Source organism: Aureimonas sp. N4, assembly GCF_001463925.1.
Taxonomy (GTDB): Bacteria; Pseudomonadota; Alphaproteobacteria; order Rhizobiales; family Rhizobiaceae; genus Aureimonas; species Aureimonas ureilytica_A.
The window spans coordinates 41,287-64,096 of sequence record NZ_BBWS01000025.1 but is presented as its reverse complement, the minus strand read 5'-3'; the positions used below and the strand labels follow the sequence as shown (position 1 = coordinate 64,096).

General features: G+C 64.7%; 23 protein-coding genes and 1 riboswitch. Of the genes, 9 read left to right on the top strand and 14 right to left on the bottom strand.

Features of this window, described 5'->3' with window-relative positions:
* Window positions 1-836: amidase family protein (locus AUL28_RS08225; RefSeq protein ID WP_192843422.1), on the top strand; the 836-nt coding region annotated here is incomplete at its 5' end.
* Between the two features lie 339 nt (window positions 837-1,175).
* Here the strand turns inward: AUL28_RS08225 and metF are convergent.
* Together metF and AUL28_RS08215 are read right to left on the bottom strand one after the other, a co-directional pair.
* The gene (gene metF / locus AUL28_RS08220) at window positions 1,176-2,093 is read right to left on the bottom strand and encodes a methylenetetrahydrofolate reductase [NAD(P)H] (protein WP_062222271.1); all 918 of its coding nucleotides are present in this window, start codon (window positions 2,091-2,093) and stop codon (window positions 1,176-1,178) included.
* A gap of 10 nt (window positions 2,094-2,103) precedes the next feature.
* Window positions 2,104-3,105 carry an ArsR/SmtB family transcription factor gene (locus tag AUL28_RS08215; RefSeq protein WP_062222061.1) on the bottom strand — a complete coding sequence of 334 codons (1,002 nt, stop codon included), beginning with the start codon at window positions 3,103-3,105 and terminating at the stop codon, window positions 2,104-2,106.
* 115 nt (window positions 3,106-3,220) lie between these two features.
* On the opposite strand from AUL28_RS08215, the gene tsaA reads away from it, so the two are divergent.
* Window positions 3,221-3,712 carry a tRNA (N6-threonylcarbamoyladenosine(37)-N6)-methyltransferase TrmO gene (tsaA, locus tag AUL28_RS08210; RefSeq protein ID WP_062231561.1) on the top strand — a complete coding sequence of 164 codons (492 nt, stop codon included), beginning with the start codon at window positions 3,221-3,223 and terminating at the stop codon, window positions 3,710-3,712.
* Window positions 3,712-4,119 (top strand): DUF2293 domain-containing protein, encoded by a 408-nt coding sequence (locus tag AUL28_RS08205; protein WP_062231559.1) that lies wholly within the window; start codon window positions 3,712-3,714, stop codon window positions 4,117-4,119. Before tsaA ends, AUL28_RS08205 begins: the two co-directional genes overlap by 1 nt.
* 6 nt (window positions 4,120-4,125) lie before the next feature.
* Here the strand turns inward: AUL28_RS08205 and AUL28_RS08200 are convergent, their stop codons facing one another.
* The 5 genes from AUL28_RS08200 to ettA form a co-directional block, all read right to left on the bottom strand.
* Window positions 4,126-4,713 carry an MOSC domain-containing protein gene (locus AUL28_RS08200; RefSeq protein WP_062231558.1) on the bottom strand — a complete coding sequence of 196 codons (588 nt, stop codon included), beginning with the start codon at window positions 4,711-4,713 and terminating at the stop codon, window positions 4,126-4,128.
* A gap of 8 nt (window positions 4,714-4,721) precedes the next feature.
* Window positions 4,722-5,372 (bottom strand): DedA family protein, encoded by a 651-nt coding sequence (locus AUL28_RS08195; protein WP_058600494.1) that lies wholly within the window; start codon window positions 5,370-5,372, stop codon window positions 4,722-4,724.
* A gap of 126 nt (window positions 5,373-5,498) precedes the next feature.
* Window positions 5,499-5,882, bottom strand: coding sequence for a response regulator (locus tag AUL28_RS08190; protein ID WP_062231556.1), 384 nt, complete (start codon window positions 5,880-5,882; stop codon window positions 5,499-5,501).
* Window positions 5,875-7,362: a sensor histidine kinase gene (locus AUL28_RS08185; protein ID WP_062231554.1), complete on the bottom strand. Its 1,488-nt coding sequence runs from the start codon at window positions 7,360-7,362 to the stop codon at window positions 5,875-5,877. The genes AUL28_RS08190 and AUL28_RS08185 overlap by 8 nt, the downstream gene beginning before the upstream one ends.
* Window positions 7,363-7,465: 103 nt before the next feature.
* Window positions 7,466-9,115, bottom strand: coding sequence for an energy-dependent translational throttle protein EttA (gene ettA / locus AUL28_RS08180; protein ID WP_058633913.1), 1,650 nt, complete (start codon window positions 9,113-9,115; stop codon window positions 7,466-7,468).
* Between the two features lie 186 nt (window positions 9,116-9,301).
* On the opposite strand from ettA, the gene AUL28_RS08175 reads away from it, so the two are divergent.
* Window positions 9,302-9,598 carry a Dabb family protein gene (locus tag AUL28_RS08175; RefSeq protein WP_062231552.1) on the top strand — a complete coding sequence of 99 codons (297 nt, stop codon included), beginning with the start codon at window positions 9,302-9,304 and terminating at the stop codon, window positions 9,596-9,598.
* 3 nt (window positions 9,599-9,601) lie between these two features.
* Here the strand turns inward: AUL28_RS08175 and AUL28_RS08170 are convergent, their stop codons facing one another.
* A complete protein-coding gene (locus tag AUL28_RS08170; protein ID WP_062231550.1) occupies window positions 9,602-10,588 on the bottom strand; it encodes a ribonuclease T2 family protein in 987 nt (328 codons plus the stop codon).
* Window positions 10,589-10,682: 94 nt separating this feature from the next.
* Between AUL28_RS08170 and AUL28_RS08165 the strand changes: the two genes are divergently transcribed.
* Entirely contained in the window at window positions 10,683-11,645 is a 963-nt protein-coding gene (locus AUL28_RS08165; RefSeq protein WP_062231548.1) for an alpha/beta fold hydrolase, read from the top strand.
* A 29-nt stretch (window positions 11,646-11,674) separates the two neighbouring features.
* Here the strand turns inward: AUL28_RS08165 and AUL28_RS08160 are convergent, their stop codons facing one another.
* From AUL28_RS08160 to ybaL, 6 genes are all read right to left on the bottom strand, one after another.
* A complete protein-coding gene (locus tag AUL28_RS08160) occupies window positions 11,675-12,391 on the bottom strand; it encodes a GntR family transcriptional regulator (protein ID WP_062231547.1) in 717 nt (238 codons plus the stop codon).
* A 113-nt stretch (window positions 12,392-12,504) separates the two neighbouring features.
* Complete coding sequence (locus tag AUL28_RS08155; protein ID WP_062231545.1) at window positions 12,505-13,119, bottom strand: thiamine phosphate synthase; 615 nt, start codon at window positions 13,117-13,119, stop codon at window positions 12,505-12,507.
* The gene (locus tag AUL28_RS08150; RefSeq protein ID WP_062231543.1) at window positions 13,116-13,886 is read right to left on the bottom strand and encodes a thiazole synthase; all 771 of its coding nucleotides are present in this window, start codon (window positions 13,884-13,886) and stop codon (window positions 13,116-13,118) included. The genes AUL28_RS08155 and AUL28_RS08150 overlap by 4 nt, the downstream gene beginning before the upstream one ends.
* Before the next feature lie 4 nt (window positions 13,887-13,890).
* Entirely contained in the window at window positions 13,891-14,088 is a 198-nt protein-coding gene (gene thiS / locus AUL28_RS08145; protein WP_062231541.1) for a sulfur carrier protein ThiS, read from the bottom strand.
* Window positions 14,085-15,161, bottom strand: a complete 1,077-nt coding sequence (locus tag AUL28_RS08140) for an FAD-dependent oxidoreductase (protein WP_306302755.1) — start codon at window positions 15,159-15,161, stop codon at window positions 14,085-14,087. The genes thiS and AUL28_RS08140 overlap by 4 nt, the downstream gene beginning before the upstream one ends.
* A gap of 41 nt (window positions 15,162-15,202) precedes the next feature.
* Window positions 15,203-15,314, bottom strand: a riboswitch (TPP riboswitch).
* Window positions 15,315-17,165 carry a YbaL family putative K(+) efflux transporter gene (ybaL, locus tag AUL28_RS08135; RefSeq protein ID WP_062231539.1) on the bottom strand — a complete coding sequence of 617 codons (1,851 nt, stop codon included), beginning with the start codon at window positions 17,163-17,165 and terminating at the stop codon, window positions 15,315-15,317.
* 269 nt (window positions 17,166-17,434) lie between these two features.
* Here ybaL and AUL28_RS08130 point away from each other — a divergent pair, with 269 nt between their 5' ends.
* The 4 genes from AUL28_RS08130 to AUL28_RS08115 are packed head-to-tail and all read left to right on the top strand — an operon-like array spanning window position 17,435 to window position 22,595.
* Window positions 17,435-18,691, top strand: a complete 1,257-nt coding sequence (locus AUL28_RS08130; RefSeq protein ID WP_062231537.1) for a sarcosine oxidase subunit beta family protein — start codon at window positions 17,435-17,437, stop codon at window positions 18,689-18,691.
* A 31-nt stretch (window positions 18,692-18,722) separates the two neighbouring features.
* Entirely contained in the window at window positions 18,723-19,064 is a 342-nt protein-coding gene (locus tag AUL28_RS08125; protein WP_058600482.1) for a sarcosine oxidase subunit delta, read from the top strand.
* Complete coding sequence (locus AUL28_RS08120; RefSeq protein WP_062231535.1) at window positions 19,061-22,033, top strand: sarcosine oxidase subunit alpha family protein; 2,973 nt, start codon at window positions 19,061-19,063, stop codon at window positions 22,031-22,033. The genes AUL28_RS08125 and AUL28_RS08120 overlap by 4 nt, the downstream gene beginning before the upstream one ends.
* Entirely contained in the window at window positions 22,026-22,595 is a 570-nt protein-coding gene (locus AUL28_RS08115) for a sarcosine oxidase subunit gamma (protein WP_062231532.1), read from the top strand. Before AUL28_RS08120 ends, AUL28_RS08115 begins: the two co-directional genes overlap by 8 nt.
* Window positions 22,596-22,810: the final 215 nt, after the last annotated feature.

Below are 22,810 nucleotides of genomic sequence, written 5' to 3'. Positions count from 1 at the left end.
GTCTCGTACCTGCCGCTCTGGGCTCGCAGACGGCGGGTTCGATCATCCGCCCCGCCGCCTTCTGCGGCGCGGTCGGCTTCAAACCGAGCTTTCGCCTTCTGCCGACCGTCGGCATGAAACCGTTCGCCTGGTCGCTGGACACGGCCGGACTCTTCGCCGCCGATGTGCCGAGCGCCGCGCTGCTGGGCGACATCCTGTCGGGCCGCTCGATGCGGGTCACGGACGACACACCGCCCTTTCGCGTCGGCCTCTACCGCTCGCGGATCGACCACCGTCTGCATCCGGGCATGATCGATGCCATGGCCCACGCCGCGCGCAGACTGGAGCGCGCGGGATGCGATATCCTGGACATCGAAGAAACCGACGCTCTGGCCGCCGCGCGCGACGCGCAGGAGCGCATCCAGCTTTTCGAAGGCGCGGTCTCCCTGCTTCATGAACGGCGCTACCATGCCGAACAGCTGAACGCGGGACTCCTGAGCGTTCTCGCGGCCGGCGCGGCGATCGCCTCGGCGGACTATGACAGCGCCCGCCGCGCAGCTCGCGCGGGACGGCGAGAGGTCACGCGCCTGTTCGAGGCCTGCGACATCATCCTCGCCCCCTCCGCTCCCGGCCCCGCTCCCCTGCGGCAGGACGGGATGGGCGATCCTGCCTTCAACCGGCTTTGGACCGTCGCTGGCGTGCCTTGTGTCAACGTGCCGGCTGGCAGATCACGGGAAGGCCTGCCTCTCGGCGTCTCGATCATCGCCCGGTTCGGGCAGGATGCGCGGGCGCTTGCCGGTGCCGCTCTCTTGGAGCGGCAGCTTCAGGACCTGGAGATCGTCACCCCACCCTCTTAATGACAGCGTTTCACACTTTTTTCAGCATGACGACGACAGCTCAAGCCGTTGAAACTCATCGGCTTCACCGAGCCGCATATTTTCGGACGAGCCTTGGGAAACGAATCCCTCTTTACGATGTTAAACAGATCATGAAGACTGGTAACATCCTGTGAGGAGGAGATCGTGATGGAACGGGTACGCTCTCTGAATCTGATCATGGCGACGGCGGCTTTCGCCTTTGTCGGTGCCATGGTCGTCGGTTTCATTTCCTGACGCCGGACGGTTTTCACAGAAGCCGTATCGCAGCGTCAGGGTGCGAATGAAACAGAAAGGGCCGGTTCATCCGGCCCTTTCTCGTTACGCAGCTTGCTCGATACGATCCGTCCTGTCGTCGCCGCCGGCCGACGGACGCAAGCCGAGAATATGGCAGATCGAATAGACGAGATCGGCCCGGTTCATCGTATAGAAATGGAAATCGCCGATCCCGCGTTCGGCGAGATCGAGCACCTGCTCGGCGCAGACCGCCGCCGCCACATGGCTATGCGTCTGCGGATCGTTCTCCAGGCCTTCGAAACGCTCGGCCAGCCAAAGGGGGATGGAAGCCCCCGTTGCGGCCGAGAAGCGCGAAATCTTGGTGAAGTCGTGGATCGGAACAATGCCGGGAACGATCGGCACATAAATGCCGGCCCGCCGAACGCGCTCGACATAGCGTTCGAACACGTCATTATCGAAGAAGAACTGCGTGATGGCGCGCGTCGCGCCATTATCGACCTTGCGCTTCAGGAGGTCGATGTCGGTTGCGAAGTCCGGGCTTTCGGGATGCTTCTCGGGATAGGCCGAAACGGAAATCTCGATCTCGGGATCGATCGCCTTGATACCGGCAGCCAGATCGACCGCGTTGCGATAGCCGTTCGGATGCGCCTCGTAGGCACCACCCGCACCCGCCTGACCGTCCCCGCGAAGGGCCACGAAATGGCGCACGCCGGTTTCGCGATATTGACGCACGACGGCATCCACTTCGTCGCGGCTCGCATCGACGCAGGTCAAATGTGCCGCCGGCTTCAGCGGCGTTTCGCTCAGGATGCGCTTGACCGTGTGATGCGTGCGCTCGCGCGTCGAACCCCCGGCACCGTAGGTCACGGACACGAAATCGGGCGAAAGCGGAGCCAGACGCTGGATCGAGTCCCAAAGGCCTTCTTCCATCTTCGGTGTCTTGGGCGGAAAGAACTCGAACGACACGCGGAAGGGCGAGCGCTGCGAACGACGCTGGATCATGGACATTCCTTCAGGCTGCCTCGACCGGGCGCGCGGCCGGATCGAGCGGGATGGCGGCGTGCGGCCGTCGGGCCAGGAGAACGAGAACGGTGAGCGCGTCAGCCCTCTCGCCTTTCGGCGGAAGCGCGCGAATGGTCTCGACGCGAAGGCCGGCGGCTTGGGCATAGGCGCTGAGAGTCTCAATACTGAAGCCGAGCCGCAAATGCGCATGTTCCGTGCGCAGTGTTTCCAGCCCGTGCGGCGCGAAATCGACAATGGCGAGACGCCCGCCCGGTGCAAGCGCGGCGGCCGCCTCGCGAATGGCAGCGGCAGGATCGTCGAGATAATGAAGAACCTGATGGAGCGTCGCGAGTTCGAAACTGCCGCGCGGCACAGGCAGACGATAGGCATCGCCCTGCCGCACGCTGGCGCGGCTGAGACCCGCCGCGTCGAGCTTGGCGCGGGCGATCGACAGCATTTCGCGAGACGCGTCGATCCCCAGCGAACGCTCGCAGCGCGGTGACAGAAGCTCCAGAAGCCGGCCCGTGCCCGTGCCTATGTCGAGGACGGACTCGATGCCCTCGTCGCCAAGCACATCCAGAAGCGCGCTTTCAACTTCGACATCCGGCACGTGAAGCGAGCGAATCCGGTCCCACTGTTCGGCGTTGCGGCTGAAATAATGGGCCGCGCGCTCCGCCCGCTCAAGGCGAACATGTTCGAGCTTCTCGCGGTCGCCCGCCAAGCGCCCGTCTTCGTCCACGACGCCGGACAGAAGCGCGTCCACCAGGGTCGCGATCAGCGCATCGTCGCTACGCCGGAAATAAGCCCAGGCTCCCTCCTGATATCGATGCACGACGCCCGACTCGACCAGAAGCTTCAGATGACGCGAAATGCGCGGCTGCGATTGGCCGAGAATGGACGTGAGATCGGAAACGGTCAGATCGTGGCTCGACAAGAGCATGACGAGGCGCAGGCGCGTCGGTTCTCCGAGAGCCTTCAGAATTTCCACCGTCGCATCAAAAGACGCCGCCATGACCGCGCCCCCTTTGCGCCAACACATAAAGATATGTTTATGTGTTGCAGGCGAAAGATGCAAGTGGGTTCCATCGCGTTTGCACGGGCTTCACGAGCCCGATACTCTTTCGCCCATGACTCTTGAGAAAACCTCCATTCGGCCGGGCGAAACGACCCTGCCCTTCGACGCCTCGACGGCGGATGATGCGCGGCTGGCCTTTATCGGCCGCATCCGCTCCCCTTGGACCGATCGAACCGACTGCCCTAAGAACATGCGGGTCGCCCGCGACACCCACCAGAAGGCGACAGTCGAAATCGACGCGCCGTTCCGCGCCGCGCTGCAAAACCTGGCAGCGGGACGCCATGTCCATCTCCTGACATGGCTGCATCAATCGCGGCGCGACTTGGCCGTGCAGAAGCCACGCTCTGCCGAAACCGCCTCGGGCACCTTCGCGCTGCGCTCCCCCGTGCGCCCCAACCCGATCGGCCTGCATCTCGTGCGTCTTCTGGACGTCGATCCGGCGTCGGGGCAGCTGGTGATCGACGCGATCGATGTTCTGGACGGGACGCCCCTTCTAGACATCAAACCCTATTTCGATACCGTCGATCGTCCGAGCGAGGGTTGATGGCCACGGAACGCCAGAAGTCCATCGCGCGCAACCTGACGCTTCTGATCCCTCGCGTCCCCTATCTCGACGCGGAGGCGATCCGCACGGCGGCGGGGTCGCGCCACATGAAGAGCCTGTCGCCGGCCAGCGCCGTTTGGCTGGCGACGCTCGCGCATATCCGGCATCAGCACACCGATTATGACGAGCTTCGCGACGAGGGCTACGAGAAGGACGAGGCGCGGTTCTTCGTGGTCGAGGCGATCAACGAGGTGCTCGATCGATGGGGCGCAACACGCCACCTCGTGTCCGAAGCGGACGAGGATGAAGGTTGGGACGATAAGGACGGTGAGCCGGGCGAAGATGCGAGCGAGGACGCATCCCCTCCGCTGCCGCCCAAAGCGCGCCCGAGGCCGGACGCGGATTGAAAGGCGTCAGCGCTCTTCGTTCGGATCGTAGATCCACTGCTCCGGCAGCCGGGCCTCGAATGCCTCGCCCAGGCTGATGCTGCCAGGCTTCTCCACCCAAGCCACAAGGCCTCGCTTGTGCTTGGCCGCCTTCACGAAGTCGAATTCGATGTCGGTTCGCTCGGGATAATGCTGCGCGATGGATCGCCCCGACAGACGACAAGGCCCGTTGTCGCCGTCGATCTTGATCGTGACGCCATTCTCGAAAAACAGGAGAGTGCGCGGCGGCAGTTCGCTCAAGCGTGGGATGCCCTCCAGCGTGAGATTGCCGCCGATCCATTCCGGCCGCAGCTCGGGGATCGCCAAGGTCTCGGCGACCTCGGCGAGTTCATTCAGGCTCAGGATCGAAAGCTGACGCTCGTTGCGAATTTCCGTGCCGCGCGGATACCAAGGCTCGCGGCCGCCCGTTTTTCGGGTCGGCCCGCCATGCGCATCGGCTGCAATCCCATCGAAGCCGAGGTCCAGCCTATCGACCGGAGATGTCACGAAGCCTTTGGCTTCGGTCCGGTAAAGGCCCGCGACGGTGCCCTTCAGTTTGATGGCCGGCTTGCGCATGAGTGATGTCAGCCCTGTCGATGCGGATGCTCATCGGACTTCAGGTCGATCGGCTGCGTGCGCCGGCTCGGCTTGAAGGTGATGACGCGGTACAGATAGATCGCGACCACGGCAAGGATGACGAAGTTCGAGACCGGGCCGATATATTGGTCCACCAGATCGTATTGCTGCGCCAGAAGGTATCCGGCAAAGGCCAAACCCGCCGTCCAGGCCAGCGTGCCGATCGCCGAGAAGGCCAGAAAGGTGAGGAGCGGCATCCGCGCGAGGCCGGCCGGAATGGAGATGAGCGTTCGCACCGTCGGCACGAGGCGGCCAAACAGCACGGCCCAGATTCCGTAGCGACGGAACCAGCGGTCCGCCGCCTCCACGTCCTCGGCGGTCATCGTGATCCAGCGGCCGAACCGATCCGCCAGCCGCACGATACGCTGTTCGCCGACCACGAGGCCAAGATAATACCAGGGCAAGATGCCGAGGAGCGACCCGATCGTCCCGGCAATGATAACGGCCCAGATCGAATGCTCACCCGTGGCTGCCTGATAGCCTGCCAGAGGCATGATGATTTCGGAGGGGATCGGTGGGAAGATGTTTTCCAGAAACATCAGGAACGCGATTCCGACCACGCCGAAATCCTGCATGAGACCCTGAACGAACTGATCCATAGGCGAATGCGATCCTAGCTTGGCCGAAGCGATGAACTGGCCGTTGAGATAGCACGACCGTTTCGCTTGGACATGGCAAGGCTGTCAGCAAGGCGCCGGAAACACGAGCCTACGGCGATCTTCAGATCACTTGTTCGTCAGGGGAATGGCTTGCAGCAAAGCGCGCGCGATCTGCTCGGCGGTGTAGGGCTTCTGCAGGACGGGGAAAACGCGCCACTCCATTTCGATCCCCTCCAGCCCGTAACCCGTCGCGAAGACAATCGGCACGTTGCGCTCACGCAAGCGCTCGGCCACGGGATAGACCTTCACGCCGGCGATGTTCATGTCGAGGATGGCGGCGTCGATGCCGGGCTCTGAATCCAGCATGGCCTGCGCGCGATCGACGCGCATCGCAAGCCCCGCCACGACGCAGCCCAGCTCGTCCAGAATGTCCTCCAGCTGCATGGCGACGAGGGATTCGTCCTCCACCGCGAAGATGCGAAGCCCTTCGAGCCCCTTTGGTTCAGTCATCCAAGAGGGCCTTTGCCGCTTCGAGTTCAGACAGGGGGATGGCGAGTGTCCAGGTCAGGCTGGACGGTCCGAGGCCGAGTTCCAGTCGCCCTTCGAGCTCGCCCGTCACGATGCGCTCCAACATGCGCATCCCAAAACCGGGCTTCAACTCATCCTGCGTTTCAGGAAGATCCGGACCGGTTTCCCGCCAGACCAACTCCAGCGTCTCACCGCGTGTCTCCCAACGCACGCAGACGCGGCCGTCATTCCTCGCCAAAGATCCATATTTCAAAGCATTCGATGCCAGCTCATGGAACACCATCGCCAAGGCGATGGCGGCCTTCGGACTGAGATCGAAACGGCCGCCCTTTGTGGTAATTCGCTCGGGCGGCAGGGCCGCGAATTCCAGCCGAGCGATGGCGGCAAGATCGGCCGCCTCCCAATGATGCTGGCTCAGGAGATTATGGGCGTTCGAAAGCGCCAGAATTCGCCCTTCGAACACACGGCGTGCATCCTCGCGGTCGATCGTCGCGCGGAAGCTTCGCCGGGCCAGAGACTGCACCGTGGATAGTGTGTTTTTGACGCGATGATTCAGCTCATCCAACAAGAACTTCTGGTGACGCTGCCCGCGTACAGCCTCGGTTCTGTCGTACCCTTGAATGAAGATGCCCGACACCTGACCGGTCGGCGACGCCACGGGATGGTGCGAGAGATCGACGAAATACTCCCGAAGCCGATCCGACCCTGGATCGCGCAGTCGAATGCTCGTCGCGAACCCGACCGCTGACTCGCCCGTTTGGTAGGTCTTGTCCAGCCGGCCGAGTAACCCGCTCGGCTCCTCACATTCCAATTCGGGAAACGCCTTCCGAACCGGAAGCCCCAGAAGCTCGCGCTGCCCGAAAAAACGCTTCAAGGCCGCATTGGCATAAGTGATCACATGGTCCGGCCCGTAGAGAAGCGCCACCATTCCGGGTGCATCCTCGAACAGCGAGCGGAACTGCTGTGTCGGCCCAACGCCGTCACGAATGACTTTCTCCGCCTCTCTCGCGCGCTGGACGAGAGCGACGCCGCCGGAAAACAGCGAGCTGGGCGCTGACGCCGCCTCGCGCAACTGCACGAGTTCGGTAATGTCCACCGTATTTTGAAGGATGTAGGCGACCTGACCGCTGTCGTCGGTCAGCGGAGCATGGATGGCCGTCCAATATCGCTTCGTCATCCCGCCGCCTTTCGAAGCGGGCACCGGAATGTCGTACTCGATATAGGCCAGTGTGTCGGGCTCCCCCGATGCCAGAACGCGATCGAGCGATTCCCGGAGGCGCCGGCCAGCGTCCCCATCGTTGGGAAAGGCTTCAAACAGGTAGCGGCCGACCAGACTTGAGCTGGTCTGCTCGGTCGCCAGTTCGTAGGCGCGATTGACCGCGACGAAGTTCAAGTCACGGTCGAGCAGCATATGTGGGCTGGGAAGCGCTTGGAAGAATTGTTGAAAGCCGATGCGATCCAATTCCTCTCTCCTTTCCCCCTACGCCTGCTCCCTGGCAAGGCCAATTTGTCAGACGTAAGGGGGAAGTTCGATTTGGAAAGTGGCTTTCCCCCCATTCAGCTGCTCAACGCGTCAGACGCTTGTAGGTCGGGCGCTTGGGATTGACCGATTCCGGTCCGAGACGACGGATCTTGTCCTGCTCGTAATCGGCATAGTTCCCTTCGAACCATTCCCAATGGCTGTCGCCTTCATAGGCGAGGATATGCGTGGCCAGACGATCGAGGAACATGCGATCGTGGCTGATCACCACGGCGCAGCCTGCATATTCCTCCAGCGCGTCCTCAAGGGCGGCCAGCGTTTCGGTATCGAGGTCGTTGGTCGGCTCGTCCAGCAGGATGACGTTGCCGCCGGACTTCAGCATTTTGGCGAGGTGCACGCGGTTGCGCTGACCGCCCGAGAGCGTGCCGACCTTCTGCTGCTGGTCTTGGCCCTTGAAGTTGAAGTTGCCGACATAGGCGCGGCTGTTCATGTCGTATTTGCCGAGCTTCATGATGTCGACGCCGCCCGAGATTTCCTCCCAGACGGTCTTCGACCCGTCGAGATGGTCGCGGCTCTGGTCGACATAGCCGAGATCCACGGTCTCGCCGATATGGACGGCACCAGAGTCCGGCGTTTCCTTGCCCGTGATCATCTTGAAGAGCGTCGTCTTGCCGGCGCCGTTCGGGCCGATGATGCCGACGATGCCGCCGGCGGGCAGACGGAACGAGAGATTTTCGATCAGAAGCCGGTCGCCGTAGCTCTTCGACAGGTTCTCCACCTCGATGACGCGGTTGCCTAGGCGCTCCGAGGTCGGGATGACGATCTTGCCATCGGCCGGCCTGCGGTTTTCGGCCGCCTCGACCAGTTCGTGATAGGCCTTGATACGAGCCTTCGACTTGGTCTGGCGGGCCTTGGCGCCCTGCTGAATCCACTCGCGCTCGCGGGCGATGGCGCGTCCGCGCGCGTCGTCCTCGCGGCCTTCCTGCACCATGCGCTTGGACTTCTTCTCGAGATAGGCCGAGTAGTTGCCCTCGTAGGGGATGCCCCGACCGCGATCGAGTTCGAGAATCCAGCCCGTCACATTGTCGAGGAAGTAGCGATCGTGCGTGATCATCAGCACCGCGCCTTCATATTCGCGCAGGTGCTTTTCGAGCCAGGAGATCGTCTCGGCGTCGAGATGGTTGGTGGGCTCGTCGAGCAGCAGAATATCGGGCTTCGACAGGAGCAGCTTGCACAGCGCCACGCGGCGCTTTTCACCGCCCGACAGGGGCGCGACGGATGCATCGCCCGGCGGGCAGCGCAGCGCGTCCATCGCCATCTCGACCTGACTTTCCAGATCCCATAGGTTCTGCGCGTCGATCACGTCCTGAAGCTTGGCACCCTCCTCCGCGGTCTCGTCGGAGTAGTTCATCATCAGTTCGTTGTATCGGTCGAGGATCGCCTTCTTGTCGGCGACGCCTTCCATGACGTTCTCGAAGACGGTCTTCGACTCGTCGAGCTTGGGCTCCTGCGAGAGATAGCCCACCGTCGCGCCGTCGGCGGCCCACGCCTCGCCCGTATAGTCCTTGTCGACGCCGGCCATGATCTTCAGCAGGGTCGATTTACCGGCGCCGTTCGGGCCCAGGATACCGATCTTGGCGTTCGGGTAGAAGGAGAGATGGATGTTCTCCAGAACCTTCTTGGTGCCGTAGGCCTTCGTGAGATCGGCCATATGGTAGATGAATTGGCGTGCCATCGAGCGCGCGTCCCCGTAGAAATGACTTGGGCAAGAGTTGGCGCACAGGTAAGCCATGGCGTCCCGATGAGCAACAAAGGCGGCAAGGAAAATGCGTCCGGCCGGATTGCGCCCCACTCCCCGCTTGACGCACCGCATCGAAGAGCGGATGCAGCGCGGGACCGATTTCTCGAAAGCGGAGCCGACATGATCCGGCACATCGTCTTCTTCAGTGCGAAGGACAAGACCGACCTGCCTCGCATCAAAGCCGGGCTCGAAACCCTCGGTGCCATCCGGCACCACGAGCATTTCGAGGTCATCGAGAACGCCCGCGTCGACCCGATGGGCAATGATGTCGATCTGGTCGTCTATGCCGAGTTCAAGGATCGAGAAGCGCTCGCGGCCTACAAGGCCGACCCGATCTACGAAGCCTCCACGCGGAGCGTCCGTCCCTTGCGCGAAATCCGTTATTCGGCCGATTACGAAGTGCCCGACCGGGCCTGACGCTCAGCCGAAACCGGGCGCGTCCACGCGTCCCGCGCGGCAACCGGGCGCGGTGGCGTCGCCGGCCCGGATGAGTTCGCCCAGACTCGCGCCCTGCCCCGGTGCGCCGCGCAGCGAAATCCGCAACTCCCCGACCAGCCGGCGTCCCGCCGCGTCGCTTTCGCAGTCCAAGAGGACGCGAGCCCCCGCCCCCGCACCGAAGGCCTTGTCGAAGGCCGCCCGAATCTCGGCCGCGCTCAATTCGCGTCCGATCGCGTTGGCGAAGAGATCGCGAACGGGCGAGGCATTGAGTTCATCGATCAGTCGAATGGACTGCACGAAATACGCCTCCGCACCGCCATCGTAACAAGTGCCGTGGGTCCAATACTCGTGCCGGTCGAGCTGAGAAACCGTGCCGGGCATGACACGCGCCAGCGCCTCCCGGGTCGCCGCGCTGATTTCGACCGGTGGCAGGTCGCGCCAGCGCCCGGATTCGTCGGCGGCCCGAACGGCAGCGGACACGCCGCAATATTCGCGTCCGCGCGGCTGCGGCCATAGCCCATGAAGCGATAAACCATGACCGGCTACCCCGCCCGAGCGACAGTCGGTGCGCTTCGGCCGCGTTTCACAGAAGGCGGGATGCCAACTTGCGGCCAGAACGAAGGAATCCGTGTGGCCTCCAGCCGGTGGCGGCGAAGCGCCGCGATCAGCCGACGAGTTCCCATCCGTCACGCGCCCGCATCCGTAAGGCACCCAGCGCCGCTCAGGGTCCGCCCCCGGTACGCGGATCAGGTAATGACTGCCCGGCATCGCGTTTCGCCCGATGAGGTCATAGTGCCGTCCGGGCTCGGTCACGATGCGACCGGGATTGTTGTCCGAGCGGATGGAGGGTGTCGCGAAGCAGCTTGCCTCCGCCACGAATTCCCCACTCATGGGGACCTGCGCCTTGGCGGACGAGACCGAGAACAGGAGGCCGGCTCCCATCAGCAGGAAGCCCAAGCGTCGAACCATGATCCATCCCCGAATTTGAGACCAGCGGATTGCGTTTTTCCGCGCTTACGCCAAGTCTGCGTCAGTTTTCCGTCTGCATATCGGCTTTTGTCCCGTGCTCGCCAGTTCCAACCTTCTCGACAGTCCGACCGGCGCGGCCCTGCGTCTTCATCGTTTCCTTCCCGAGGGCGAGGCGCGAGCCGTGCTTCTCATCCTGCATGGACTCGCCGAGCACTCGGGACGCTACGCCAGGCTCGGGCGCGAACTGGCGGATCTCGGTATCGCCGTCTATGCCCATGACCATCGCGGACACGGATCGACCACCGCTCTCGACGCGCCGCTCCGCCGCTTCGGAGGGCGCAACGGCGCGGCGAAGGTTCTGCGTGACGTGCAGGCCGTGCGCCATCAGGCCGAAGCCGACAGTCCGGGAAAGCCGGTCGTGGTGCTCGGTCATTCGATGGGCGCCTATATCGCGCTCAACCATGCGCGCACCTTCGGCGAAGGTCTGGCGGGGCTGGCACTCTGGAACGCCAGCTTCGAGCGCGGCTGGTCTGAGCGGATCGGCACCGTGGCGTTCAAGGCGGAAAAGGCGCTGAAAGGTTCGGATGTGGCGAGCGCGCTCTTTGCGCGCGCCACGTTCGACGTTTGGAGCCGTTCGGTTCAGCCGAGACGCACGCCCTTCGACTGGCTGACCCATGACGAAAGCGAAGTGGACCGCTACATCGCGGACCCGCTTTGCGGATGGACGCCCACCATTTCCATGGTGGAAGACATTCTGAACTGGCAAAGCGCAGGGGCCAGTGTGACTCCGCTCGGCGATCTGCCCCATCGCCTGCCGATCCATTGTCTGGGGGGCAGCGAAGATCCGGCCACCGCGAAAGGCGCTGCGGTCCGATCGCTCGCCGCTCGCCTGGAGCAAGCCGGCAGTCTCGATGTGCATTGCCATGTCGTGCCGGGCGCACGGCACGAGGTGCTTCTGGAGATCGAGCCAATGCGCAGCGAAGCCGTCAAGCAGCTGCGCGCCTTTATCGATCGCTGCCTTTTGCCGAGCGGGCAGCGGCGTCAGAAAATCGCCTGACGGCCTGCCCTGCTTTTCGGCACGTCACGTCAGTCGGAGCAATAAAGAAGATCGCCGCCCAGATGGCAGCGGCCGATGCGCAGTTCCAGCGCCTTGTTCTGGTAGGAGTAGATCACGCGGTCCAGCGTCAGAATCGCTGCCTCACCGCTCAGACCGAACGCGGCTCGGTCCTCGTCCTCCGCCGTCGCGCTGGCAACTTTTTCCACCTTGTAGGTCGCGATGTCGTGCCCCATCCAGCGGCTTTTCGACAGCTGCACCATTTCGGCCGGGCTCATCGTTGCCGTGGCAGCGGCGACGCGGAGATAAACCGTTTCGATCAGAAACAAGCGCCCGGCATAGGTTCGACGACGTTCGAAGGTCAGGACCGGCACACGCTCCGATAGACCCAGGCGATCCGCGATCGGTGCCGGCGGAACAGCCAGGTCATGGCCCGACATGGTGACGTCGCCCGAGACGCGATTGCCCGAGCGATCGAGAATGTTGGAAAAGCGGCTGCGCGTCTTCTCCGCCTCGTAATCCACCACGACCGTGCCGCGCCCTTGATGGCGTTCCAGCAGTTTGTTTTCGGTCAGGATGTCGAAGGCTTTGCGCACCGTCCCCAAGCTGATGCCGAGCGATCGCGCGATCTCCGCTTCGTTCTCGATGAGTTGGCCGGGCGCCCAGGTGCGGGACACGATACGCGAGACGAACTCGTCCGCCACCTGCTGATAGAGCGGCCGGGTGTTGAACGATTTCGCGACCGACATCTACGTCCCCTGATAGATAACCTATGCAGGAAACATGCTTTAGGTTGCATGAAAGATCAACTAAAAAGTGCAAACCGCTGGCTAATTAGTTGCATTCAGGTTGCATCGACATGTCATCTGCGCGTGATGGCCAACCATTCCCGGACACGCGCCTCCGGTTCGGCGTGCAGGGTGATGTCTGTCACCACGGCCGCGCTATCCGCCCCATTCTGGAACACCGCATCGGCGCGCTCAGGCCGGAGCCCACCGATAGCCACCAAGGGAAGATCGCCGACGCGCTTGCGCCAGATCAGCAGACGTTCCGGCGTCTGCGGCGCCCAGGGCATCTGTTTGAGAATGGTCGGCCAGACCGGACCCAGCGCCACATAGTCCGGCCGGGCCGACAGGGCGGTTTCGAGTTCGGCCTCGTCATGCGTCGACAGACCGAGCTTGAGTCCTGCCGCACGGATCGCTGTCAGATCGGCCTCCGCCAAATCCTCTTGGCCCAAATGCACGAAATCCGCGCCCTCCTCGGCCGCCAGCCTCCAGTGATCGTTCACGACGAGCTGGCATCCATGGGCCTTGCAGACCGCCAGCGAGCCGCGAATCTCCCCGCGCAGGCGGGCATCCGGCATATCCTTGGCGCGAAGTTGCACGAGCTTGACCCCGAGCGGCACGATCCGCTCGATCCAGGCGGCATCCGGCATCACGGGATAGAAAGCATCGAGCACGAGGCGAGAGGCGCTCATAGAACCGCCTTTCCGAAAACGGGTGTCGAGGGCGCCGCCATGTCACGCGGCTCCATCGCGCCCGCTTCGAAGCTGAGCCGCCCGGCTTCCACCGCCAGACGAAAGGCGCGTGCCATCGCGACCGGATCGCCCGATGTGGCAACGGCGGTGTTGAGAAGAACCCCATCATAGCCGAGTTCCAGAGCCTCGGCCGCGTGGCTCGGCCGGCCGAGCCCTGCATCGACGATCAGCGTCACGTCGGGGAACTGCGCGCGCAGCGAGCGCAGCCCATAGCGATTGTTGAGCCCGAGACCCGAGCCGATCGGCGAGGCCCAAGGCATCAGCACCTCGCAGCCCGCCTCGACCAGCCGTTCGGCTACAACCAGATCTTCGGTCGTGTAGGGCAGGACGCGGAAGCCTTCGCCCGACAGGATGCGCGCGGCTTCCACCAGACCGAAGACATCGGGCTGCAGCGTGTCGGCATGGCCGATCACCTCCAGCTTGACGAGGTCGGTGCCCAGAAGCTCGCGGCCCATCCGCGCCGTTGTCACCGCTTCCTTGACCGTGTGGCAGCCGGCCGTGTTCGGCAGAAAGGCGACGCCGAGCGCGCGCAGCTCGTCCCAGAAGCCGGGCCCGCGCGGCGCGCTGAGATTCTGCTCGCGGCGAAGCGACACGGTGACCAGCGCCGGCTCGGCCGCGCGGATGGCCGCCTGCATGATCGCCGGCGAGGGATAAAGCGCCGTGCCCAGCATCATGCGGGAGGAGAAGGTCCGATCGTAGATGCGCATCGCGTCACCCTCCCTGCATCGGGCTGAGAAGTTCGATCCTGTCGCCCGCCGTGAGCGGAGTGTCCGCCCGCTCGCCGCGCGGCACGAATTCGCCGTTGAGCGCGGTCGCCACCGCTTCGGGCTCTACACCGAGTTCCCGAAGCAGCGCATCGAGCGAGCCCGCCTCGACCTCGCACGGGTTACCGTTCAAATGCAGGATCATGCGGCCTCCATGAGGGATAGTGCGGCGCGGGCCGCCTGCCCGGAAAGCTCGGGCGCCAGGAGAAACCCATGGCGATAGAGCCCGGTGAAGCAGACATGGCGTCCGCTCTGCGTCACGCGCGGCAGATTGTCGGAAAAAGCCGGGCGGCAGGCAGCGCCCGTTTCCAGGATTTCGGCTTCGGCAAACCCCGGATGCAAGGAGAAGGCCGCTGTCAGAAGCTCCACCGCCGAGCGTAGGGTGATCGGCCCGCCGCGCTCGCTTTCGATCATGGTCGCGCCGATCATGAAAACACCGTCCTCGCGCGGCACGATATAGATCGGCCAGCGCGGATGCAGAAGGCGAACCGGCCGGGCCAGACTGACGTCGCGGCTGCGCACCAGCACCATCTCCCCGCGCACGCCGCGAAGACCCGGCGCATGGGCCTTGAGACCTCGGCAGTCGACGACGGTGTCGCTCGACAACGCGGCAGGTTCGGCCTGCGAGCCCCAGAGAAACGTACCGCCGAGATCCTGAATGCGCCGAACGAGGGAGGCCATGGCTTGGCGCGGATCGAGATGCGCTTCGTCTTCGAAGAACAAGCCCTGGCGAAACCGCCCGGCGAGATCGGGCTCGAACGCGGCAATGCCGTCCGCATCCAGGAGGCGATGAGCCTTGGTGCGGGCGGCGAACTGGCGGAGATCGGCCGCATCGCGCGGTGCGGCCAGAACAAGCGTTCCCCGCCGCTCGACCGGCACCCGGTCCGCCCAGAAGTCAATGCCGCGCAGACCCGGCTCGATGATGGCGGGGTCCGCCGTCGCCGCCTCGCAATAGGGCGCGAGCATTCCCCCCGCGAGCCACGAGGCCGCGCGCTGGCCGAGTTCCGTTGCGGCCTCGTGCACGACGACGGACCGCCCCTCCTCGGCCAGCCGAACGGCCGTCGTCAGCCCGGCGACACCGGCACCCAGGACATGGATCACCATGCGCGCGAACGAGCGTCCGAAACGAAAGAGCGTTGCGTCGAGGTCATCATCGTCTCCGCCAAAGCGCGAGCCGCTCGCAGGACGGGAGCGGAACGCTCGCTCCAACAGGTTCACGCGCGGCGTCGGCCTCTTGGCCGAGCGGTGCATCCCTGTCGGAGGCGCAAACGCTCCATCCCTACGCCAGTGCGAACTGGATCAGGTTCGTGGGGTCGCCGGATCGTGCTCCGGCCTCTCAGTTCCGCTGCTGGAACTCCCCCTGGATGCTTCTCAGGGTAAGCGTTCGGCTGGCTCTGTCAACTCATCGCCATCGGACGGTTCCGAAAGCTGCCCGTGGTCATCGGCAAAGATCGGCCCTTTTGCGCCCGGCGCATCCGGCCCGATGGAGAGGACATGATCGGCGATCGCCTGCGCCGTCACCTCGTCGCCATTGACCACCGTATCGGCGCCCGCATCGATCAGGCGTTCGCGCTGTTCGCCGGAATGAACGCGGGCGGTGATGCGAATATCGGGGTTGGCGGCGCGCGCCGCCGCGATCATCGCGACAGCCTCGAAACTGTTGGGAAAGGCGAGCACCAGGTCCCGCGCGCCGGCAATATGCGCGGCGTCCAGCACTTCGGGCTTCACGGCGTTGCCGACCACCGTTTCGAACCCGGCCGCGCGCACCCGCGCCACACGCTTGTCGGCGTCCTCAATTACAAGAAAGGCGCGGCCGGCATCGGCCAGCCGCCGTGCGATCTTGGAGCCGACGCGGCCATAGCCGACGAGCACAAGATGATCGCTCAGCTCCGTGCGGCGCAGCGCGCCGTCCTCGATGGCCACGCTGCCACTTGGGATATGCGTCTGCTTCTCGCTCGTCTCACCAAAGGTCGTATCCTTCCCTTCTTCACCGCCGCCTTCCTGAGCCGAGCGGCCCTCCGCCTCTCGCCAGCGATCGACCCAGGCGAAAAGAAAGGGATTGAGGACGATCGACAGGATCGCGCCGCCGAGAATCAGGTTCTTCGCCTCGGGCGGCAGAATTTTCAGGTTCAGGCCCAGCGTGGCGAGGATGAAGGAGAACTCGCCGATCTGCGCCAGCGAGACGGAAATGGTGAGCGCCGTCGAGGTCGGATGACCGAACAGGCGCACCAGCGCGAAGGCGACGAGCGACTTGCCGACGACGATGATTAGCAGCGTCGCCAGCACCGGCAGCGGATCGGAGATCAGCGAGGCCGGGTCGAACAACATGCCGACCGAGACGAAGAACAGAACCGCGAAAGCATCCCGAAGAGGGAGCGAATCTTCGGCCGCGCGATGGCTGAGCTCCGATTCGCTCATGATCATGCCGGCGAAGAAGGCGCCGAGCGCCAACGAAACGCCGAAGAGCGAGGCCGCGCCGAAGGCGACGCCGAGCGCGATGGCGAGCACAGCCAGGCGAAACAGCTCGCGCGAGCCGGAGGCAGCGGTGAGTTGCAGGAGCCAAGGGATGACCCGCCGGCCGACCACCAGCATCAAGACCACGAAGATGCAGAGCTTGAAGACCGTCACGAGAATGATGCCGGGAACGCCGAAGCCCAGATCGGAACTCGCGCCATGCACGGCGGACGGGTCACCCCCCAGCGGCCCCGCGAAGGCCGGCAGCAGCACCAGCGCCAGAACCATTGCGAGGTCTTCCACGATCAGCCAGCCGACCGCGATGCGCCCGCGCGCGGTCTCGATCAACCGTCGCTCCTGCATGGCCCGCAAGAGCACGACCGTGGAGGCGACCGAAAGGGCGAGGCCGAAGACGAGACCCGCCCCCGGCCCCCAGCCCAGAAGCCAGGACAGCGCCATGCCGAAGAGCGTTGCCGCCGCGATCTGCGCGATGGCGCCCGGCAGCGCGATGGCCCGCACGGACAGGAGATCGCCCAGCGAGAAATGCAGACCGACACCGAACATCAGAAGAATGACGCCCAGCTCAGACAACTCGCCCGCCAGGCCTTGATCCGCCACGAAGCCGGGCGTGAACGGCCCGGCCGCGACGCCGGCCAGGAGATAACCCACGATCGGGGACGCACCGAGCCGATGCGCCAGCGTGCCCAGGAGAAAGGCAAGGCCCAGACCCGCGACGATGGTTTCGATCAGCGGCATGTCGTGCAGCATGGTCGACGGCTCCCGGCGTTTGAAACGAGTCCAGTGTCGAGGCGACCCTCCGGTGTTAGGCGATGGGGCCGGCCGATGCAGCAGAAAAGACGCTTCGAATGCAGGGTTTTTCGGGTGCCACCGCTCACCCTGTCGACGCCTTGCCCGGCGCCCGATGTCGCAGACAAGACACATGTCGGATTCGTACAAAGCCGACGCCGCATCCGTCATCGCGGCGGCGGTTTCGCGGGTGCGAGTGTGATGTCCGACACCGCAGATCGGATCGATCCATGCAGAAGTTTTCCGGCTTTTCCATCATCGCCAAGGCGCTCGGCTCCAACAAGGGCTGGCAAGCGCAATGGCGCGACGCGTCGCCCAAGAGCCGCTACGACGTGGTGATCGTGGGCGGTGGCGGCCATGGCTTGGCGACGGCCTATTACCTCGCCAAGGAGCACGGCATCCGCAATGTGGCGATCTTGGAAAAGGGCTGGATCGGTGGCGGCAACACGGGCCGAAACACGACGATCATCCGCTCGAACTACCTGTTCGAAGAGTCGGCGGCGCTCTACGACCATGCCGTGAAGCTTTGGGAAGGCCTGTCGCAGGATCTGAACTACAACGTCATGTTCAGCCCGCGCGGCGTGCTCATGCTCGCCCATAACATTCACGACATTCAGGTCTTCAAACGCCACGTCCATGCCAACCGTCTGGCGGGTGTGGACAACGAATGGCTGAGCGCGCAGGAGTGCAAGGACTACTGCCCGCCGCTCAATATCGACGCCTCGACTATGCGCTATCCGGTGCTTGGCGGTGCGCTCCAGCGGCGCGGCGGCACGGCGCGGCACGATGCCGTCGCCTGGGGCTATGCCCGCGCGGCCTCGGCGCTGGGTGTCGACATCATCCAGAACTGCGAGGTGACGGCCATCCGGCGCGGAGCCAACGGCGCGGTGACGGGCGTCGAGACGACGCGCGGCGCGATCGAGGCCTGCAAGATCGGCGTCGTAGCCGCTGGCAATACCTCGGTCGTCATGGACATGGCCGGCCTGCGTATGCCGCTCGAAAGCTACCCGCTGCAGGCTCTCGTCTCGGAGCCGTTGAAGCCCGTCGTGCCCTGCGTCGTCATGTCCAACACGATCCACGCCTATATCTCGCAGTCCGACAAGGGCGAACTGGTGATCGGCGCGGGAACGGACGCCTACACGTCCTATACGCAGCGCGGCGGGCTCCATATCGCCAATCACACGCTGGATGCGATCTGCGATCTCTTTCCCGATTTTCGCCGGGTGCGGATGCTGCGCTCCTGGGGCGGCATCGTGGATGTCACGCCCGACCGCTCGCCTATCCTCGCCAAGACGACGGTCCCTGGCCTGTATGTCAATTGCGGCTGGGGCACGGGCGGGTTCAAGGCGACGCCGGGCTCCGGCAATCTCTTCGCCCACACGATCGCCCGCGACGAGCCGCACCCGATCAACGCGCCCTTCACGATCGAGCGCTTCCGCGATGGCGTCCTGATCGACGAGGCGGCGGCCGCCGCCGTCGCGCACTGACCCGCCCTTTCCTCCCCCGCGAGGCCGACCGATGCTTCTGATCACCTGCCCCTATTGCGGCCCCCGCCCCGAACTCGAATTCCGCTATGCCGGCGAAGCGCATGTGATGCGCGCGGAAACGCCGTCGGACGTGGGTGCGGACGATTGGGGCGCCTTCCTCTACACACGCTCCAACCCGCGCGGGCTTCATGCCGAGCGCTGGCGCCATATCCATGGCTGCGCGCGCTTCTTCAACGCCGTGCGCGATACGAGAACCGACTTCTTCGTGACGACCTACAAGATCGGCGAGCCCCGACCGGACGGCGTCGAAGAGCATCGCCCGGCACTCAGCGGAGACAATGTCGGCACATGGTCCGGGGAGGTTGCTCGATGAACCGTTTTCGCACCTCCTCCGGCGGCCGGATCGACCGCACGGCCTCACTCGGCTTCACCTTCGACGGGCAGAGCTATCGCGGCTATCAGGGCGACACGCTGGCCTCGGCGCTGCTCGCCAACGGCGTCCATCTCGTCGGCCGGTCGTTCAAGTATCATCGCCCGCGCGGCATCGTCACGGCGGGCTCGGAAGAGCCGAACGCGCTGGTCGATATCAGGCGCGACGCGGCACGCGTTGCGCCGAACCTGCGCGCGACGCAAGTGGAGCTCTATTCCGGCCTGAACGCGCTGAGCCAGAACCGCTGGCCCTCGCTGAATTTCGACGTCGGCGCGGCGAACGACATTCTCGGCAAGTTCTTCTCGGCCGGCTTCTACTACAAGACCTTCATGTGGCCACGCTCGGCCTGGGAGAAGCTCTACGAGCCGATCATCCGCCGCGCGGCCGGTCTCGGCCATTCCCCGACCCTGCCCGACCCCGATCGCTACGCGCAGATCTTCGCCCATTGCGAAGTGCTGGTGGTCGGCTCTGGCCCGGCGGGCCTTGCCGCCGCGCTGGCAGCATCCGAAGACCCGTCGCAGCGCGTGATCCTGTGTGACGAGCAGAGCGAAATGGGCGGCTCGCTTCTGCACGAGAGCGAGGCGGTGGTGGACGGGCACACCGCGCCGATCCAGGCCATGCACATGCTGCATGAGCTGCGCTCGCGCCCGAATGTGACGCTTCTGCCGCGCACCACGGCCTTCGGCTTCTACCCGCACAATCTGCTGGGCCTCGCCGAGCGGGTGACCGAACATCTGGCGAACCCGCCCGGCCATCTGCCGCGCGAGCGCATGTGGCAGGTGCGCGCCGGCCGCGTCGTCTTCGCCACGGGCTCCATCGAGCGCCCGCTCGTCTTCCCCGGCAACGACCGGCCGGGCGTCATGATGGCCGAGGCCGCGCGCCAATATGCGGTGCGCTACGGGGTCCTGCCCGGCCACCGCGCCGTCATCGTCACGGCCGGCGACAGCGCCTATCGCGCGGCGCTTGACCTCAAGGCACGCGGCGTCACCATCGCCGCCATCGCCGATCTGCGCGCCGCGCCCGATGGGCCTTATGTGCAGAAGGCGCGCGAAGCCGGCATCGCCATCCATCCCGGCACCGCCGTTTCGGCGACCTCGGGCCGTCTTCGCATCCGCTCCGCGACCCTGGTTCGCGAAGGTCAGCAGACGGGCGAAACGCTGGAATGCGATTGCCTTCTGATGTCGGGCGGCTTCACGCCGACCATTTCGCTCTTCTCGCAGTCGCGCGGCAAGATGCGTTGGGACGAGACGATCGAAGCCTATATCCCGGCAGACTCAGTCGAGCAGGAACGCTCGGCCGGTGCCTGCCGGGGCGTGTTCGATCTGGCCGGCGCGCTGGCGGACGGGCACGCGGCGGGCGGCGGTGGCGCCTCCCCCTATAGGGTCGAGGAGATGCCGGTCGGCCATGGCGCATTCCGGGGCGCGACCTTCCATGCGGGCGATCCGCGCAAGGTGAAGGCCTTCGTGGACTTCCAGAACGACGTGACGGCGAAGGACGTTCGCCTCGCGACGCAGGAAGGCTTCCGCTCCATCGAGCATGTGAAGCGCTACACGACGACGGGTATGGCGACCGACCAGGGACGCCTGTCCAACATCAACGCACTCGCCATCGTCTCGAAAGAGCTGAAGCGACCGGAAACCGCGATCGGTCTCACCACCTTCCGACCGCCCTATTCTCCCACGACCTTCGGCAACTTCGCCGGTATTGCGCGCGGGCCGCTTTTCGACCCCGTGCGCACCACGCCGATCCATGGTTGGGCGGTGGAGCATGGCGCGAAATTCGAGGATGTCGGCATCTGGAAGCGCGCGCATTTCTTCCCGCGCGGGGGTGAGGACATTCATGCGGCGGTGGCCCGCGAATGCCGCGCCGTGCGCACGTCGGTCGGTATGTTCGACGCCTCCACGCTCGGCAAGATCGAGGTCGTCGGGCCGGATGCCGCCGAATTCGTGGACCGGCTCTACACCAATCCATTCAAGAAGCTCGCCGTCGGCAGCCTGCGCTATGGCGTTATGCTGCGTGAGGACGGGTTCGTGATGGATGACGGCGTGATCGCCCGCATTGCGGAAGACCGCTTCCACATCACGACGACAACGGGCGGCGCGCCGCGCGTCCTCAACCATATGGAAGATTATCTCCAGACCGAATGGCCGCACCTCGATGTCTGGCTGACCTCGACCACCGAGGAATGGGCCGTCATCGCCGTACAGGGGCCGGATGCTCGGCGGGTGATCGAGCCGCTGGTGGACGGCGTGGATCTTTCCAAAGAGGCCATGCCGCATATGACCTGGCGCGAAGGGCGGATCGCCGGCGTGCCGATGCGGCTCTGGCGCGTGTCCTTCACCGGCGAACTCGGCTTCGAAATCAACGTGCCGGCCAGCGAAGGGCGCAAGGTCTGGGAAGCCGTTCATCAGGCCGGCCAGAGTTTCGCGATCACGCCCTACGGCACGGAAACGATGCACGTTCTGCGCGCCGAGAAGGGCTATATCATCGTCGGCCAGGAAACGGACGGCACGGCCGTCCCCGACGATGTCGGCCTCACCTGGGCCGTCGCCAAGAAGAAGCACGACTTCGTCGGCATGCGCTCGCTGGCGCGCCCCGCCCTCTCGGCCTCCGGTCGCAAGCAGATGGTGGGTCTCCTGACGCTGGAGCCGCAGACGGTTCTGGAAGAAGGCGCGCAGGTCGTGGATCACATGAATGATCCCGCCGCTCCCGCCTCCATCCCCGCGCTCGGCCATGTCACCTCGTCCTATCGCTCCGAAACGCTCGGCCGCTCCATCGCGCTGGCTCTCGTGCGCAACGGTCGCGCGCGGATCGGCGAGACGGTCGATATTCCGATGCCGGGCGGGCGTATCGCCGCAACCATTGTCGATCCCGTGTTCCACGACAAAGCGAATGAGCGCCTCAATGCTTGACGCCGCGATTTCCCCCGGCCCCGCGCCGATCGCCCTGCCTTTCGGCGACCCCGGTTCGCCCGTCCGAATCGAGAGCCTCGGCCCGCGCGCCCGCTTCGCGCTCCGCCTGCGCCAGGACAATGGCTTCGCCCGCGTAGAGGAGAGCTTCGGACTCGCCCTGCCGCAGGAGGCCTGCCGCTTCAACGAGACGTCGGATCGCCGCGCCCTGTGGCTCGGGCCGGACGAATGGCTGCTCGTCGCCCCCTATGATCAAGCCGGCGCCCTGTTCGCCGGGATCGAAGCCGCGCTGGAGGGCATCCCTCATTCGCTGGTCGAGGTCAGCCATCGCTCGCTCGGTTTCGCGCTGACGGGCCCGAAAGCCGCCAGCGTCCTCGCCGCCGGCTGCCCTCTCGATCTCGACCTGCGCGCTTTCCCGGTCGGGATGGCGACCCGGACGGTTCTGGCCAAGACGGAGATCATCCTGCAGCGAATCGGTGCGGAGGAGTTCCAGATCGATGTCTGGCGATCCTTCGCCAATTACACGCTCGGCTATATTATCGAAGCGGCTCGCTCCTACGACTGACAGGCGAAATACCATGCTTCTTTCAGCGGCGCTGGCCTTCGGGTTGGCGCCGCTTGCATTTCGGGTCTTTCGCAACTGCTAAGCCCTTCGCATTGCACAAAGAATTAGCGATGTGACTATGTTCGAGCATGTCGTGTTTTTGACAGTTTGTGTCGCAAACATGGAAGTTATGACCTCGGAATGGTTCCAGACTGAGTGACGTCGCCACCCTCTTA

Excerpts from the sequence above, each read along its gene's own strand:
- metF (WP_062222271.1), bottom strand. The coding sequence starts at position 2,093 with ATGATCCAGCGTCGTTCGCAGCGCTCGCCCTTCCGCGTGTCGTTCGAG.
- AUL28_RS08215 (WP_062222061.1), bottom strand. The coding sequence starts at position 3,105 with ATGGCGGCGTCTTTTGATGCGACGGTGGAAATTCTGAAGGCTCTCGGA.
- tsaA (WP_062231561.1), top strand. The coding sequence starts at position 3,221 with ATGACTCTTGAGAAAACCTCCATTCGGCCGGGCGAAACGACCCTGCCC.
- AUL28_RS08205 (WP_062231559.1), top strand. The coding sequence starts at position 3,712 with ATGGCCACGGAACGCCAGAAGTCCATCGCGCGCAACCTGACGCTTCTG.
- AUL28_RS08200 (WP_062231558.1), bottom strand. The coding sequence starts at position 4,713 with ATGCGCAAGCCGGCCATCAAACTGAAGGGCACCGTCGCGGGCCTTTAC.
- AUL28_RS08195 (WP_058600494.1), bottom strand. The coding sequence starts at position 5,372 with ATGGATCAGTTCGTTCAGGGTCTCATGCAGGATTTCGGCGTGGTCGGA.
- AUL28_RS08190 (WP_062231556.1), bottom strand. The coding sequence starts at position 5,882 with ATGACTGAACCAAAGGGGCTCGAAGGGCTTCGCATCTTCGCGGTGGAG.
- ettA (WP_058633913.1), bottom strand. The coding sequence starts at position 9,115 with ATGGCACGCCAATTCATCTACCATATGGCCGATCTCACGAAGGCCTAC.
- AUL28_RS08175 (WP_062231552.1), top strand. The coding sequence starts at position 9,302 with ATGATCCGGCACATCGTCTTCTTCAGTGCGAAGGACAAGACCGACCTG.
- AUL28_RS08170 (WP_062231550.1), bottom strand. The coding sequence starts at position 10,588 with ATGGTTCGACGCTTGGGCTTCCTGCTGATGGGAGCCGGCCTCCTGTTC.
- AUL28_RS08160 (WP_062231547.1), bottom strand. The coding sequence starts at position 12,391 with ATGTCGGTCGCGAAATCGTTCAACACCCGGCCGCTCTATCAGCAGGTG.
- AUL28_RS08155 (WP_062231545.1), bottom strand. The coding sequence starts at position 13,119 with ATGAGCGCCTCTCGCCTCGTGCTCGATGCTTTCTATCCCGTGATGCCG.
- AUL28_RS08150 (WP_062231543.1), bottom strand. The coding sequence starts at position 13,886 with ATGCGCATCTACGATCGGACCTTCTCCTCCCGCATGATGCTGGGCACG.
- thiS (WP_062231541.1), bottom strand. The coding sequence starts at position 14,088 with ATGATCCTGCATTTGAACGGTAACCCGTGCGAGGTCGAGGCGGGCTCG.
- ybaL (WP_062231539.1), bottom strand. The coding sequence starts at position 17,165 with ATGCTGCACGACATGCCGCTGATCGAAACCATCGTCGCGGGTCTGGGC.
- AUL28_RS08130 (WP_062231537.1), top strand. The coding sequence starts at position 17,435 with ATGCAGAAGTTTTCCGGCTTTTCCATCATCGCCAAGGCGCTCGGCTCC.
- AUL28_RS08125 (WP_058600482.1), top strand. The coding sequence starts at position 18,723 with ATGCTTCTGATCACCTGCCCCTATTGCGGCCCCCGCCCCGAACTCGAA.
- AUL28_RS08120 (WP_062231535.1), top strand. The coding sequence starts at position 19,061 with ATGAACCGTTTTCGCACCTCCTCCGGCGGCCGGATCGACCGCACGGCC.
- AUL28_RS08115 (WP_062231532.1), top strand. The coding sequence starts at position 22,026 with ATGCTTGACGCCGCGATTTCCCCCGGCCCCGCGCCGATCGCCCTGCCT.